This is a genomic window from Terrabacter sp. 2RAF25 (genome assembly GCF_052115265.1).
Taxonomy (GTDB): domain Bacteria; phylum Actinomycetota; class Actinomycetes; order Actinomycetales; family Dermatophilaceae; genus Terrabacter.
Map to the genome: position 1 here is coordinate 888740 of NZ_JBFRGJ010000002.1, position 13516 is coordinate 902255.

Annotated in this window: 15 protein-coding genes and 1 riboswitch; of the genes, 4 read left to right on the forward strand and 11 right to left on the reverse strand. The window is 72.0% G+C overall.

The genetic code is table 11. The annotated features are described in order from the left end of the window. Positions 1–12: 12 nt before the first annotated feature. The 5 genes from AB4091_RS07380 to AB4091_RS07400 all read right to left on the reverse strand — a co-directional run bounded on the left by AB4091_RS07380 (position 13) and on the right by AB4091_RS07400 (position 5285). Positions 13–1146, reverse strand: a complete 1134-nt coding sequence (locus AB4091_RS07380) for a VWA domain-containing protein (RefSeq protein WP_442291080.1) — start codon at positions 1144–1146, stop codon at positions 13–15. Beyond that, the gene (locus AB4091_RS07385; RefSeq protein WP_442291081.1) at positions 1147–2130 is read right to left on the reverse strand and encodes a VWA domain-containing protein; all 984 of its coding nucleotides are present in this window, start codon (positions 2128–2130) and stop codon (positions 1147–1149) included. 24 nt (positions 2131–2154) lie between these two features. Then, positions 2155–3129, reverse strand: coding sequence for a DUF58 domain-containing protein (locus tag AB4091_RS07390; protein WP_442291082.1), 975 nt, complete (start codon positions 3127–3129; stop codon positions 2155–2157). Further along, positions 3108–4238, reverse strand: coding sequence for an AAA family ATPase (locus tag AB4091_RS07395; RefSeq protein WP_442291083.1), 1131 nt, complete (start codon positions 4236–4238; stop codon positions 3108–3110). The genes AB4091_RS07390 and AB4091_RS07395 overlap by 22 nt, the downstream gene beginning before the upstream one ends. Before the next feature lie 93 nt (positions 4239–4331). Then, complete coding sequence (locus AB4091_RS07400) at positions 4332–5285, reverse strand: S1C family serine protease (protein WP_442291084.1); 954 nt, start codon at positions 5283–5285, stop codon at positions 4332–4334. A gap of 107 nt (positions 5286–5392) precedes the next feature. On the opposite strand from AB4091_RS07400, the gene AB4091_RS07405 reads away from it, so the two are divergent. From AB4091_RS07405 to AB4091_RS07415, 3 genes are all read left to right on the forward strand, one after another. Further along, entirely contained in the window at positions 5393–6268 is an 876-nt protein-coding gene (locus tag AB4091_RS07405) for a CHAD domain-containing protein (RefSeq protein ID WP_442291085.1), read from the forward strand. 71 nt (positions 6269–6339) lie between these two features. Continuing rightward, the gene (locus AB4091_RS07410; protein WP_442291086.1) at positions 6340–6558 is read left to right on the forward strand and encodes a hypothetical protein; all 219 of its coding nucleotides are present in this window, start codon (positions 6340–6342) and stop codon (positions 6556–6558) included. 94 nt (positions 6559–6652) lie between these two features. Next, positions 6653–7192 (forward strand): GNAT family N-acetyltransferase, encoded by a 540-nt coding sequence (locus AB4091_RS07415; RefSeq protein ID WP_442291087.1) that lies wholly within the window; start codon positions 6653–6655, stop codon positions 7190–7192. Between the two features lie 137 nt (positions 7193–7329). On the opposite strand, the gene AB4091_RS07420 is transcribed toward AB4091_RS07415, so the two are convergent. The 4 genes from AB4091_RS07420 to AB4091_RS07435 form a co-directional block, all read right to left on the reverse strand. Next, the gene (locus tag AB4091_RS07420) at positions 7330–8400 is read right to left on the reverse strand and encodes an alkene reductase (RefSeq protein ID WP_442291088.1); all 1071 of its coding nucleotides are present in this window, start codon (positions 8398–8400) and stop codon (positions 7330–7332) included. A 282-nt stretch (positions 8401–8682) separates the two neighbouring features. Continuing rightward, positions 8683–9570, reverse strand: a complete 888-nt coding sequence (locus AB4091_RS07425) for a CHAP domain-containing protein (RefSeq protein ID WP_442291089.1) — start codon at positions 9568–9570, stop codon at positions 8683–8685. A gap of 3 nt (positions 9571–9573) precedes the next feature. Continuing rightward, a riboswitch (cyclic di-AMP (ydaO/yuaA leader) is annotated at positions 9574–9760 on the reverse strand. A gap of 307 nt (positions 9761–10067) precedes the next feature. Continuing rightward, positions 10068–10871, reverse strand: coding sequence for a sortase domain-containing protein (locus AB4091_RS07430; RefSeq protein ID WP_442291090.1), 804 nt, complete (start codon positions 10869–10871; stop codon positions 10068–10070). Positions 10872–10886: 15 nt separating this feature from the next. Further along, positions 10887–11678: a hypothetical protein gene (locus tag AB4091_RS07435; RefSeq protein ID WP_442291091.1), complete on the reverse strand. Its 792-nt coding sequence runs from the start codon at positions 11676–11678 to the stop codon at positions 10887–10889. Positions 11679–11896: 218 nt separating this feature from the next. Between AB4091_RS07435 and AB4091_RS07440 the strand changes: the two genes are divergently transcribed. Then, positions 11897–12280, forward strand: coding sequence for a VOC family protein (locus tag AB4091_RS07440; protein WP_442291092.1), 384 nt, complete (start codon positions 11897–11899; stop codon positions 12278–12280). A 32-nt stretch (positions 12281–12312) separates the two neighbouring features. Here AB4091_RS07440 and AB4091_RS07445 read toward each other — a convergent pair whose 3' ends face one another. Next, positions 12313–12687: an iron chaperone gene (locus AB4091_RS07445; protein ID WP_442291093.1), complete on the reverse strand. Its 375-nt coding sequence runs from the start codon at positions 12685–12687 to the stop codon at positions 12313–12315. A 137-nt stretch (positions 12688–12824) separates the two neighbouring features. Beyond that, on the reverse strand, positions 12825–13511 hold the full coding sequence (locus AB4091_RS07450; RefSeq protein ID WP_442291094.1) for an alpha/beta fold hydrolase: 687 nt from the start codon (positions 13509–13511) through the stop codon (positions 12825–12827). Positions 13512–13516 lie beyond the last annotated feature (5 nt).

Genomic DNA, 13516 nt, shown 5'->3' on the forward strand with positions numbered 1-13516 from the left:
GCGTACGCGTGTTCAGGCCTTTCGCGGGCGCCCGATCGACAGTGCCAGGCCGGCGAGCAACAGGGCGGCAGCCGCCACGGCGAACGCGGCGCTGAGGTCGACGTCCTGCTCGGTCACGGTGACGTGCTTGGGCAGGTCGGCGAGGACCTTGGTCAGTCCGTCGGCGTCGGTGGCTGCGAAGTACTCGCCGCCCGTCGTCTGGGCCACGCCCTTGAGGGCGCCCTCGTCGACGACGAGGAAGTTGCGGCCGCCGAAGCCGGGCCCACCGCCCCCGCCGAAGTCGCGGACGCGCGGCTGGGCGAAGCCGCCGTACTGGTCGCGAGTGCAGGCCATCTGCGTCGGGTTCGTCGTGCCGAAGCCGATCGGGTAGACGCGCACCCCGCGGGCCGCGGCCTGTGCGGCTGCTTCCGCCGGGGTGACGCCGCGGGTGTTCGCCCCGTCGGTGAGCAGCACGATGATCTCCGGCGCCACATCAGGCTTCCCACTGGTGCCGCCCGCCCCGCCCGACCCTGCGCTGGGCGTGGGCGCCGGCGTCGGTGTCGGGGCAATCGCCCCCGGGCCGTCTGTCGTCGGCTCGTCCACGGCGTCCGACGGTGCGACGTTCGGGTCGAGCTCGGCGATCGCGTCGATGGATCGGAGGATGGCGGCTCCGATGGTCGTGCCCCGCCCGGTGGTGACTGCGTCGAGCGCATCGAGCAGCTCGTCGCGGTTCTGCGTCGGAGCGACAGCGAGCTGCGCGAATCCGGAGAAGACGACGAAGCCGATCTTCGTCTCGTCGTCCTGGTTCTTGATGAACGACCGCACCGCGGCCTGCGCCGCCGCCAGCCGGTTGGGGTCGACGTCCGTCGCGCACATCGATCCGGAGACGTCGAGCGCCAGGATGATCGTCGAGCTGGACGCCGACACCTGCGCCTTGACCGTCGGGCGGGCGGCCGCCAGGCCGAGCAGAGCGAGAGCGGCCAGCACCATGGCGATGGGCACGTGCCGTCGCCACGAGTGCGACCCGACGCCCACCGACCGCAGCAGCGCGACGTTGGAGAATCGCACGGCCTGGCGCCGCCGGCGCCGCAGCTGCCAGACGTAGACGGCCGCCAGCAGCGGCACGAGGAGCAATGCCACCAGCAGCACCGGCAGTCCGAACGACACTCAGATCACCCGCCCTTGACGCAGCACCGAGACCGTTGCGCCCCCGAGCAGCAGCAGGGCAGCGAAGGCGGCGACCCACGACGTCACCTCGTGCGGGACGGTGCGCATCGTCCACTGCAGCTCGATGGCGTCGTAGACGGCGGCCAGCGACGCGGCGTCGGTCGCCCGGCGGTAGGTGCCGCCCGTCGTCTGCGCGATCTGCTGCAGCGACGTCTCGTCGAGCGCCGTCGCGACGCTGAACCCGTCGACCTGGATGACCGTGCCCTCCGGCGTCCCGAGCCCGATCGGCTCGACCTTCACGCCTGCCGCGGAGGCAAGCTCGGCAGCCTTGACGGGGTCGGCCGATGCGGTGTTCTCACCGTCGGTGAGCAGCACGATCGCCGTCCCTCCGTGGAAGCCGATGGCCGTCTCGTCGGTCGTGCCGGCCTCGGCGTCGCCCGGCGCCTTGACCGGCTTGCCGACGATCGCGCTCAGCCCGGTGAGCACGCCGTCCGCGAGCGACGTCTCGCCCGACGGCTTGAGCCGCGCGACGGCAGCCAGCACAGCGGTCCGGTCGTCCGTCGGCCGCTGCGTCACCAGCGCGGTGCCGCCGAAGGCGACGACGGCGATGCGCACCGACGACGGCTGCTTCTCCACGAACCCGCGCGCGGCGGCCTTGGCCGCCTCGAGCCGTGACGGCTTGACGTCCGTGGCGGCCATGCTGTTCGACACGTCGAAGGCGAGCACGACCGTGCCCTCGCGGTGCGGCTCGGCGAAAGAGGCCACCGGCCGGGTCAGCGACAGCACCAGCACGGTGAGCGCCCCGATGAGCAGGGCCGGCCCGACGTGCCGCCACCAGCCACGACGCGGCGCCGGCATGAAGAGACCCTGCTCTGCGAGGGCGACCCGCCGCTGCTCCTGCACCCGCAGCACCCGGCGGTAGCCGAGGACGAGCACCGGGACGACGAGCAGTCCCGCGAGCGCCCAGGGCCAGGTCAGTGTCACCGCCGTCTCCTCATCGCCGTCTCCTCATCGCCGTCTCCTTCGCCGCAGCTCGGAGATGCGCATGAGCGACCGCACGAGGTCGTCGTCGGTGCGGACGGTGTAGAGGTCGGCGCCGGCCTTGCGTGCGCGTGCCTCGAGCTCTGCCTGCCGTGCGTCCGCTGCCTCCGCCAGCCGTGCGCGGAACGCCGTGTCGCTCGTGTCGACGAAGATCTGCTCGCCCGTCTCGGCGTCCTCGACGTAGACGCCACCCGCGTCGGGCAGCTCGCTCTCGCGCGGGTCCACGACCTGGATCGCGACCACCTCGTGGCGCCGGGCGAGGCGCGCGAGCGGCTTGTCCCACCCGTCCGCGCTGATGAAGTCGGACACGACGAGCACCAGTCCGCGTCGCCGGGCGATGCCCGCCGCGGCCGTGAGCAACAGCGACAGGTCGGTCACCCGGCGCCCGGAGTCCTGCCCGGTCCCCGCCCTCGCCCGCCGCCTCGCGAACCACCCCGGAGCCGGAGCGGGGTCGTCTGCGACAGTGCGGGACTCGCGCCGGTCGAGCAGCAGCTTCGCGATGCGCAGCACCTGGATGCGCCCCGACGCCGGCGGCACCACGGCGTCGACGCCGGTGTCCATGACGATCGCCCCCACGCGGCTGCCACCGCGGGTCAGCACGTGCGCCAGCGTCGTCGCGACCTCGGCGAGGACGAGGTCCTTCTGGCGGGCGACGGGCCCGAAGCCCATCGACGCAGAGTGGTCGAGCAGCAGCCACGCCGTCAGCTCGCGGTCCTCGACGAACTCGCGGACGTACGGGGTGTCGAGGCGTGCCGTGACGTTCCACTCGATGTGCCGCAGGTCGTCGCCGGGCTCGTACTCACGCAGGTCGGTGAAGTCGAGCCCCGAGCCCCGGAAGATGCTGCGGTAGTCGCCCTGGAGTCTTCCGTCGAGCCGCCGCACCACCCTCCACTCGAGGTGTCGGAGCAGCCGCTCGGCGCTCAGCGTGTCGGTCGCGCCCATGTCGTGTCACCAACCGCGGGGCCGGCCGTTCCCCCGGCAGGGATCCCACCGGACTCGGCCCCGAACGCGCCGGCCACCGATCCATGGGCCTGCTGGTCGCGCGCCTGCTGCTCGCGCAGCGGCGCCGTGGGCACCGGCACCGCATGGATGATCGGGGTGAGCAGGTCGTCGGGGGAGAGGTCCTCGGCCAGCGCCTCGTAGGACAGGACGATGCGGTGCCGCAGCACGTCGCGCGCGAGGTCGCTGACGTCACCCGGCAGCGCGTAGTCGCGCCCGCGCAGGAACGCGAGCGCCCGCGCCGCCAGCACGAGGTTGATCGACGCGCGCGGGCTCGCGCCGTAGGTGAGCAGCCGGGCCAGGTCGTCGCGGCCCACGCCCGCCGGCTCGCGGGTCGCGGTCGCCAGCCGGACGGCATACTCGATGACTGCCGGGTCGACGTAGACGGCGTCGGTCTCGCGCTGGAAGCCGCGCAGCATCTCCGGGTCGAGCACCTTGATGGTGTTGACGGCGGTCGAGATCTGGCGCTCGACGACGACGAACTCCTCAGCGGCAGAGGGGTATCCGATGAGCACCTTGAGCATGAAGCGGTCGACCTGGGCCTCGGGCAACGCGTACGTCCCCTCCGACTCGATCGGGTTCTGCGTCGCCATGACGAGGAATGGGTCGGGCGCGGGGAAGGTCTCGCGACCGATCGTGACCTGCCGCTCCTGCATGACCTCGAGCAGCGCGCTCTGCACCTTCGCCGGCGCGCGGTTGATCTCGTCGGCGAGCACGAGATTCGCGAAGACCGGCCCGAGCGAGACCTGGAACTCGCCCTCGCGCTGGTTGTAGATGCGCGTGCCGATGAGGTCGGCCGGCACGAGGTCGGGCGTGAACTGGATGCGCTGGAACTCGCCGCCGATCGCGTGCGCGAGCGTCTTGATCGCCATCGTCTTGGCCAGGCCGGGCACGCCCTCGACGAGCAGGTGTCCGCGGGCCAGCAGGGCGACCATCATCCGCTCGAGCAGCAGGTCCTGCCCGACGATGGTCCGCTTGACCTCGTAGAGCGCCTGTTCGAGCTCGTGCCGACCCTGCCGGCCACTCGATCTGCTGCCGGCCATGCCGTCCATGCCGTCCTCCTGCCGCTGCTGCTCCGGTGTCGTGGTGTCGTGTCGTGTCGAGCTCGGGTGTGCCGTATGCCGTTGTGTCGTATGCCGTGGCGCCTAGCGCGCGATGCCGCCGGCCCCGCCGCCTGCGGTCGCGATCGGCACGGCGAAGCCGATGCCGACGAAGAGCGTCTGGTCGGTGGGGTTGGCGAGGCCCGTGACGATGCCGACGACCTGGCCGGCCTTGTTGAGCAGCGGGCCTCCGGAGTTGCCCGGGTTGACCGCCGCGTCGAACTGGATGAGGTGCTCGAGCTTGCGGCTGCCCTCGACCCGGACCGTCCGGTCGAGCGCGGACACGACACCGGCCGAGAGGGAGTCGACCAGGCCCAGCGGGTGGCCGACGGCGAAGACCGGCGCACCCACGACGAGCCCCCCACCGAGGACGGCCGGCACGACCGTCTCGGGGAGCTTCGCGGGGGTGAGGGTCGCGATGTCGCTCTCGGGCTTGCGGGACGCGACCGTGGCCGGCGACGTGGTGCCGTCGGAGAAGGCGACGGTGATCGTGCTCGACCCCTCGACGACGTGCAGGGCGGTGAGCACGGTGCCGTCCGCGTTGACGACCACGCCGGCCCCGCTGCCCTGCGACTGGGCCCCGGCCGAGGTGCCTCGGGTGGTGATGACGACCAGCGACGGGGCGATCGCGGCGTGCGCGAGCGTCGCGTCGGCCGGAGCGGCCGCCTCGGCCTCGGCCTGCTTCGCGAGACCCTTCTGCACGGTGAGGTCGACGTCGTGCTGGGTGATCGGGGCGGGGCCGGGAGGTCGCGTGACGGCATACGCCGTCAGGGCTGCTGCGACGAGCAGGACGATGGCGAGCGCAGCCCACACCCAGCGTGGGACGGAGGCGAGCCGGCGGCGCATCCGCTGCCACGGCCCGTCGGGGGGCTCGGGTTGCGGGCTCGGCCCGGAGCCGACGAGGGGCGCTCCCGGTGGCGCGAGCAGGCGCGCGCGAAGAGGTGTCCCGGCGCCAGGGGCGGCGGTGTCGACTGCGGGGGGAGCGGTGACCCGGGCCACCTTCTCGACTGTACGTTTCGATCGGCTCGAGCGGCAGGGTCAGTTGATGGTTCACAGGTTCCGCCGAACCGGTGACTCACGGTCACCCCCACGGGTAGGAATGGCGTATGCCGTCCGCCGCGTCCCTGGTGCGTCAGCGACTCGCGGAGCAGCGGGAGGCGCTGACCCTGGCCGAGGAGGCTCTGCACGCCGGCGAGGCCGAGGGTCTGCACGACGTCCGCGTCGCGATCAGGCGCATCCGTTCGGCGTTCGCGACGTTCCACCCGGTGCTCGAACGCACGGTGACCGAACCGCTGCGCGACGAGCTGCGCTGGGTCGCGGGGCTGCTGGGGCAGGCGCGCGACGTCGAGGTCGTCATCGAGCACACCGAGCTGCTGCTCGCGGCCGCCGAGCCGGTCGGGCTCGACGACGCCGTCAGCGGGCTCCGGGCGCGCCTGCGACTCGATCTCGCCGCCGCGGGCGACGTCGTCGACGAGACGCTCGCCTCGACGAGGTATGCCGCCGTGCTCGCCCTGCTCGACGCGGCCGTCGACGACCCACCTTTCACGGCCAGGGCGGACAAGGGCGCGAAGAAGCTCGCCCGCACCCGCGTCGAGCACGACCTCGAGCGGGTCGTGGAGCGCATCGGCCGGGTCCGGGCCACGAGCGACCCCGCCGAGCAGGCGGCTCGTCTGCACGACGTGCGCAAGGCCGCCAAGCGGCTGCGCTACGCGGCCGAGGCGGCCGCTCCCGTGGCCGGCTCTCGCATCCGCGAGATCGAGGAGGTGGCCGAGGCCGCCCAGGACGTCATCGGCCTGCACCACGACGCGACCGTCACGCGGTCGACCTTGCGACACTTCGCGCTCGACGTCGACAGCGGCGAGGCGGCGGCGTTCCTCATCGGTCACCTCGATGCCGACGAGCAGCGCGCCCTGCGCGACCTGAGGTCTCGCGCGATGGACGCCCTGACCTCGCTGGAGAAGCTGGCGCGGGACCGCCGATGACCCGGATCTGCCCGGAACGCTGCCCGGAACGCTGCCCGGAACGCCGTGGCCGCCGCGTGAGTCCGACCGGCATGGACACCGACGTCACCTGCCCGATCTGCAGCACCCCCTCGATGACGCCCGGCGAGATCGTCGGCCGCTCACCGGGCGTGAAGTTCAAGGAGCACGGTGGTGGCCTGCTCGGCGACCTGACCGGGGTGCCCATCACGACCGGCGTCTTCAACCACAGCGCCCCCGCGCTCCGGTGCGGCTCGTGCGGCACCGTCGTGGTCCCGCCTGCTCGCGGCTGACGTCGGGTGCCGGGTGCTTCGGACCGGTTCCGATGTCTGGCCGGAAGCCTTCAGCCACCGGCGTTCGACGACTGCGGCACCTACCATCGGCGCCATGCCTGAGCTCCTCGTCCGTGACGCGACGCCTGTCGACGCCCCGGCCTGCGCCGCCGTCTACGCGCCCTACGTCACCGGCACCTCGATCACGTTCGAGACCGAGCCGCCCGGCGCCGAGGAGATGGGCCGACGCATCGAGAAGGCGCAGCGGTCACACGCGTTCCTCGTGCTCGAGGACGCGGGGGAGGTGGTCGGGTTCGCGTACGGCGGGCCGTTCAAGGAGCGCGCCGCCTACCGCTGGTCGTGCGAGGTGTCGGTCTACATCGCGGTGGACCGCCGCGGGCGAGGTGGTGGTCGGCGGCTGTACGAGGAGCTGCTGCGCCGGCTCGAGGCCCGCGGCTACCGGATGGCCGCGGCGGGGATGACGCAGCCCAACGAGCCGAGCGGCCGGCTGCACGCGGCGATGGGGTTCGAGACGGTCGGCACCTACCGCGACATCGGCTGGAAGTTCGGCGCGTGGCACGACGTCACGTGGGTGCAGCGCCGCCTCGGCGACCCGCTCCCGGACTCCGCGACAGACCCGCCCGAGCCCCACTGACCGTCGGAAAATGGGCACTCGACCTGACCCACCAGTCGAGGGCGCAGTTCCCTACGCATCCCCACGCACCGACCCGTCGGGAAGTGGGCACTCGACGAGGGCTTGCGGTCGAGCGCCCACTTTCCGACGTCACGTCTTCAGGGCAGGGAGGGGTAGTCCGTGTAGCCCTCGGCGCCGCCGCCGTAGAACGTGGCCGGGTTCGGCTCGTTGAGCGGGGCACCCTCGCGCCAGCGACGGGCGAGGTCCGGGTTGGCGAGGAACTCGCGGCCGACCGCGACGGCGTCGCCGAGGTCGCGCTCGAGGAGGTCCTCGACCTCGGCCAGCCCGGTCACCGACGCGAACCCGGTGTTGAGGACGACCGGGCCACCGAACCGCTTGCGCAGGTTGCGCACCAGGTCGGACTCCGGGTCGCCGAGGATGCTGAGGTAGGCGAGGCCGAGCGGCGCGATGCCCTCGACGAGCGTCTCGTAGGTCGCGGCCGTCTCGAGCTCGTCCTCCTCGAGCACGCCCTGGATGTTGTGGGCGGGCGAGATGCGGATGCCGACGCGGTCGGCGCCGATGGCCTCGGCGACGGCCGTCGTGATCTCGACGACGAGCCGTGCGCGGTTCTCGGGCGAACCGCCGTAGGCGTCGGAGCGCTGGTTGGTCGACGGTGCCAGGAACTGGTGCGGCAGGTAGCCGTTCGCGGCATGCACCTCGACGCCGTCGAGCCCGGCCGCGATCGCCTGCCGGGCCGCGTGGACGAACTCCGCCACGAGCGCGGGGATCTCGTCGGTCTCGAGGGCGCGCGGGACGGCATACGGCTGCTCGCCCGACGGCGTGACGACGGAGCCGGGTGCCGCGACGGCGCTCGGGGCGACGCTCTCGAGGCCACCCTTGTTGTCGGGGTGTGCGACGCGACCCGCGTGCATGAGCTGCACGACGACGTGGCCGCCGCCCTCGTGCACGGCGTCGGCGACGAGGCGCCAGCCGGCGACCTGCTCGTCGGAGTGGATGCCGGGGGTGTCGAGGTAGCCCTGCCCGACGGCACTGGGCTGGGTGCCCTCGGTGATCAGGAGACCGGCGCTCGCGCGCTGGCCGTAGTACTCGGCGTTGAGCTCGGTCGGCGCCTGGCCCGCGCCCGCGCGGTTGCGCGTCAGGGGGGCCATGACGAAGCGCTGGGGGAGGTCCCAGCGGCCGATGCGGATGGTCTCGAAGGCCGTGGACACAGGCCTGCTCCTCACTGTCGGTGAAGTGTCGGTGTAGCCGGCGGTGATGGTCCGCGGCTCCGCGCCCGTGTGGGTGGAGCCTTCAACTACCTAGGCGACAAGTCGGACAGGTGGGCGAGCATTCCCCCGAGGACGCCCGGTGTGACGCGTCAGGCACCGCCGGGGGCGTGGCTGGCGGGCATGGTTGGCGGGGATGGTTGGCGGGGGATGGTTGGCGGGTATGGCGAAGGGGAGGATGTCGCAGCATCCTCCCCTTCGGTACAAGCGCTCAGTCCGCGAGGGTCACGGCGCGTAGATGTACTTCATGCCCGGACCGTCGGTCAGGGTGCGGGTGTTGTAGTTGTACGCACCGGCCAGGGCGTTCATCTCGACGATGGTGACCTGGTTGCCGTTGACGGCCGTCACCCAGGCGACGTGGCCGACGCCCGAGGAGCCGTGCACGCCGGGCTGCATGACGAGGATCGAGCGCGTACGCGGGGTGCCGGTGACCGTGTAACCCGCGTTGGCGGCACCCGAGGCCCACGCCATCGCGTTGCCGGTCCAGCCGCCGGGGTAGTAGCCCTCGGACGCGTACCACTTGGCGAGCGCGCCCCAGGTGCACTGGCCCGCGGTGGCCCAGTTGTGGTCCGAGCGCATGCCGGAGGAGGCGCTCGGCACGGAGCCGTTGCTGACCGCCTTGGCCGTGGACGTGGTCGCCGTCAGCGTGCGACGCGTGAGGTCACGCGAGGCGCGCTCGGCGGCGGCCTTGCGCTCGGCAGCAGCCTTCTCGGCGGCGGCCTTGACGGCAGCGGCCTTGACGGCAGCAGCCTTGGTGGCGGCGCGCTCCGTCTTGACCTGGATGTCCTCGATGACGCGCGGCTTGGGGGCCGCGGCGGGCTGGCTGACAGCCTTCTGGGCGACCGGCGCGTAGCCGATCTTCGCCAGAGCGGTCGAGGCGGCGGGGACGGCGCCGGTGGTCGGGCCGACGGCGGCAGCGCCGGCGGTCGTGGCGGACAGGGGCTCGGCGCTCGCGGGGTTCGCGAAGGTGGCGACGAGGCCACCAGTGGCTGCGACGAAGGCCGCACCCTTCATGGCCGGCTGTGCCGTCTCACGCGCGAGGAGCTTGAGCTCGTTCAGGGGGTTGTGACGGCCTGGCGCACGGTGGCGGCCGCGGATGATCTCGTTGTTCACGCTTGTACCTCTCCGCGCCTACGAAGTTAGCTGTCGGGTTCGGGCGGAAAGGTGCCCGGTTCTCACCCGGCCCGCGACGAGTCGCGACCCGGGCGAATACTTCACCCCAAGGACGTCCGGAGTCGTGGCGCCGGACGCCCGGAGAAACGTGTGGTTCCTCCGCTCCCGTCACAAGGTTTGCTCTCGCTCGACAGGCGGTGACAGGACTAGGCGGTCCACCTCTCGAGCGCCCGACCAGGTGGCCGGACTCCCCGAAGAGTAGATGACTCGACGGGCAAAAGTCACGCTGAGGTAACGGAGACGTGCCAGAAACGTCGTTGACGGTCCGTTTTGAAGGGCTTTACCTGCGGCATACCTTTGGTCGCTTGTGATGCGAGTCACAAGACAGACGCTGACTCTGCCCTGACGTGGACGCGACGCGCAGGGTCACCCGTGGACGTCCCGGTGTGGCTGGTCGGCGAGCCGGAGGACGAGGTCGAGGGGCCCGTCGGGCCGCGTCAGGCGGCGCTCGCCAGGTGGCCGAACACGATGACGTTGTCGCGGTACTCGTTGCGGCTGTCAGTGGGTCCGCCGCAGGTGACGAGGCGGATCTCGGCACGTCGGAAGTCGCTCTTGTAGACGAGGTCGGTCGGGAACTGTGACTTCCGGTAGGCCGCGACGCGGTCGACGGTGAAGGTCAGGTGCGAGCCGTCCTGTCGTGCGACCTCGACGACGTCGCCGGCCTTGACCCTGCCGAGCTCGTGGAAGATGCCCGGCACGCCGGCCGGAGTGTCGACGTGCGCTGCGATGACCGAGGGACCGAGCTGGCCCGGTGTGGGCCCCGCGTCGTAGAGGCCGACCTCCTGGGCCGTGCCGGGCACAGAGATCGTGCCGTCGCGCTGGATGCGCAGGGGCACGAACGTCCGCGAGCCCACCCCGATCGACGGGATCTCGAGCGACGTCGGCTCCGACGCGTCGAGGAACCGCCCGAATGCGGCGCCCGGGTCGGACGTCGGCCGCGTGGGAGCAGTCGTCGCCGGTCCCTTGGCGGGGGTCCTTGAGGTCGACGTGGCGGTCGAGGGCGCGCCCGGGGTCGCTGGGGCCGGAGCCGCCGCGGGTGGCGCGGGTGGCGCGGGTGCCGGACTCCCGGACGGGCCGCGGATCCCGATGACGAGCGCGACGACACCGACGGCGAGCAGCACGGCCGTTGCGAGCAGGGCCGCCGCGACACCTGTGGTGACGCGGCGACCCTGCTGAGACGGCATCCGGCCCGACGGGCTCGGCTGGTTCGACCGGCCCGAGGTGCCCGGCTGATCCGTCATGGGACTTTCGCTCGCTCAGCCGCGCGACCGTGCAGCACGGCGGGCGGCGAAGGCACCGGAGCCGGCTGCGGCGAGGAGCGCACCGCCGCCGAGGAGGAGCATCGAGTCGTTGGTGCTGCTCTTGAGGCCGTTGGCGACCGTCCCGCCGCCGGTGTGCATGCCGCCGGCCGGTGCGGTGTGGAGGGCCCCGCAGAGCGCCGGGTCGGTGGCCTCGGTGGGCAGCTTCGGGTCGAGGTCGCTCTTCGCGTCACCCGAGTACTTGCCGTCGTGGTTGTGGTCGACGCCGTGGATGACGACGACCGACTGCCCCTTGGCGATGGCGTCGGCGACGCCGCTGGAGACCTTGATGCTGCCCCGCTCATAGCTGATCCTGCCGCCGGGCGCGGTGCTGAAGCGGTCGATGGCGAGGCCACTCTTCGGGCTCGTGTCGCCGGTCTTCGTGAGGGAGACGACGATGTCGCCGTATGCCGGCCCGCCCTCGGTCGTGTTGAGGTGGCCGTTGTGGTCGGTGTCGTCGGCCAGGGTCGGGCACTCGTGGCGGGCCGCGGCGGCGAAGTGGATGTGGGCGGCGTGGGGGTTGTCGGGCAGAAGGCCGCGTGCGGCCATGGTCACGGTGATCATGTCGCCCTTGACCTCGACCATGGCGGTGCCGCTGCCCTTGACCTCGCTGCCCGCGACGGGCTTGAGGTTGGCGCTGACCCAGCCGTCCGCGGCGAACGCGGGTCCGATCGTGAGGGCCATCGCCGCGGCGGCGGCGAGGCTGGCGCCGGCGATTCGTGTCGTCGTGCGAGTGGTGGTGCTGCGCATCTGTACTTCCTCCTTGACGAGGAGACAAAGCCGTCCAGCCTGCTCGTTCTCAGACGGGGTCGTCGTCGACCATCTCCGCGGTGGGGTTCGCCGCGCCGCCCCGGCTGGATTGGGGTTCCAGTGAATTCTCTGTGCCGTCACGCTCCGCGCGGACCCTCGGCGGGCTTGACTGGGAGGGAGCGGGCGCGACACCGCGTCCCACGGAGGAAGGACCCATCGTGCTCGAGAGCTCCAAGGCCTTCGGCGGCTTCTCCGTCGACGACATCCCGGCGGCCCGGGCGTTCTACGCCGACACGCTGGGCCTGACCGTGACCGAGGCGAATGGCATGCTCACGCTCCACCTCGCGGGCGACCGGCCGGTCATCGTCTACCCCAAGCCGAACCACACCCCGGCGAGCTTCACGATCCTCAACTTCCCCGTCGACGACGTCGAGGCGACCGTCGACGAGCTGACGTCGAGGGGCGTGACGTTCGAGAAGTACGAGGGCACGCCCACCGAGACCGACGAGAAGGGCGTGTTCCGCAAGGGCGGTCCGCTCATCGCGTGGTTCACCGATCCGGCGGGCAACGTCCTCTCGGTCATCGACTCGTCACCCGCCTGAGGCGTATGCCGCCTGCGACGTCGGCGTGGCCCTCAGCTCTCGGAGGCCTCGGCGATGGCTGCTCGGCGCTGGAGGCACAGCTCGGTGATCTCGGAGATCAGATGGAGGGGGACCGGCCGGTTGATCGGGAAGCGGACGGTGTCCTTGGCCCGGCGGTAGGGGCCGATGGCGTCCTCGAAGTCGCTGTCGCCCGTCGGCACGGGGTAGAGGCCGACGTGGTTCTTCCAGCCGGCGTAGTAGATGAGCGGTTTGCCATCGACCGTGAAGGTCGCCATGCCGTAGCTGATCTTCTCCGCCGCGTGGGGCGCCGCCGCGTGGATGGTGCGCCGCACACCGGCAAGCTGACTCCGCGTCTCCTCGGGATAGGACGCGATGTAGTCATCGACGGACGCAAATCTCGGGGCCAATCCAGGTCCTCACCTTGTTCCGGACCGGTCGCGGAGGGATGCCTCGACTGTATTGCGCGAAAGGGGTGACTGCAAAGTAAGCACGTGTTACGGGATGAAAACGTCAACAACCTACAGAACCGGGTCAAGTCGCCGTCTCAGACGTCGAGCCACCGCTCTCCGGCGAGCACCTTCTCGACCGCCTCGGCCCCGGGTCCTTGCGGTCGGCGTCCGAGCAGGGTCGCCGTCGTGAAGCCGGCGGCGAGGCCGTCGAAGACGTCGTGCCGGCGCAGCATGGCGTGACGACCGCCCTCGACGGTGACGTAGCCGACCCGCGCGGTGCGTGCGAGTTCTCGGGCGACGGCTGCCGAGCTGGTCGGACGCGCGACCCGGTCGTCGTCGCCGTGGACGAGCAGCACCTGCCGGCCGGTGAGGTCGAGGTGCCCCTCGTGCGGGTAGACCCACGGGTTGAGGGCGACCGCGCTGACCACCGGTCGCTCGGCCGCGGCGAGCAGGGCCGCCCGGCCGCCCAGCGAGTGGCCGACCAGGCACACGGGCAGGTCCTGACCGAAGCGGCTCGCGACCTCGCGCAGCGCCCAGCGCACGTCGTCGACCGGCGTGTGGTGCGCGTCCCAGCCGCGGGTCGAGTTCAGCAGGCGCAGCACCGCGAGCTCACCCTTGGCCGCCCGGGCGATGCGTGCCGCGATCGGCACCATGCGCAGGACCGACAGCTGGGTCGGGCTGACGCGCATGGGTTTCCGGCGCGCGGCACCCCCGTGGAGCACGAGCACGACACCGCGGGGTGCGCTGGGCGCGGCGGTGTCGATGAGGCGTGCGTGGGTCACGGTGA

Bases quoted from the DNA above. Each gene is read 5' to 3' on its own strand.
- AB4091_RS07435 (WP_442291091.1), bottom strand. From the start codon at position 11,678: ATGCGCAGCACCACCACTCGCACGACGACACGAATCGCCGGCGCCAGC.
- AB4091_RS07410 (WP_442291086.1), top strand. From the start codon at position 6,340: ATGGACACCGACGTCACCTGCCCGATCTGCAGCACCCCCTCGATGACG.
- AB4091_RS07395 (WP_442291083.1), bottom strand. From the start codon at position 4,238: ATGGACGGCATGGCCGGCAGCAGATCGAGTGGCCGGCAGGGTCGGCAC.
- AB4091_RS07405 (WP_442291085.1), top strand. From the start codon at position 5,393: ATGCCGTCCGCCGCGTCCCTGGTGCGTCAGCGACTCGCGGAGCAGCGG.
- AB4091_RS07430 (WP_442291090.1), bottom strand. From the start codon at position 10,871: ATGACGGATCAGCCGGGCACCTCGGGCCGGTCGAACCAGCCGAGCCCG.
- AB4091_RS07415 (WP_442291087.1), top strand. From the start codon at position 6,653: ATGCCTGAGCTCCTCGTCCGTGACGCGACGCCTGTCGACGCCCCGGCC.
- AB4091_RS07390 (WP_442291082.1), bottom strand. From the start codon at position 3,129: ATGGGCGCGACCGACACGCTGAGCGCCGAGCGGCTGCTCCGACACCTC.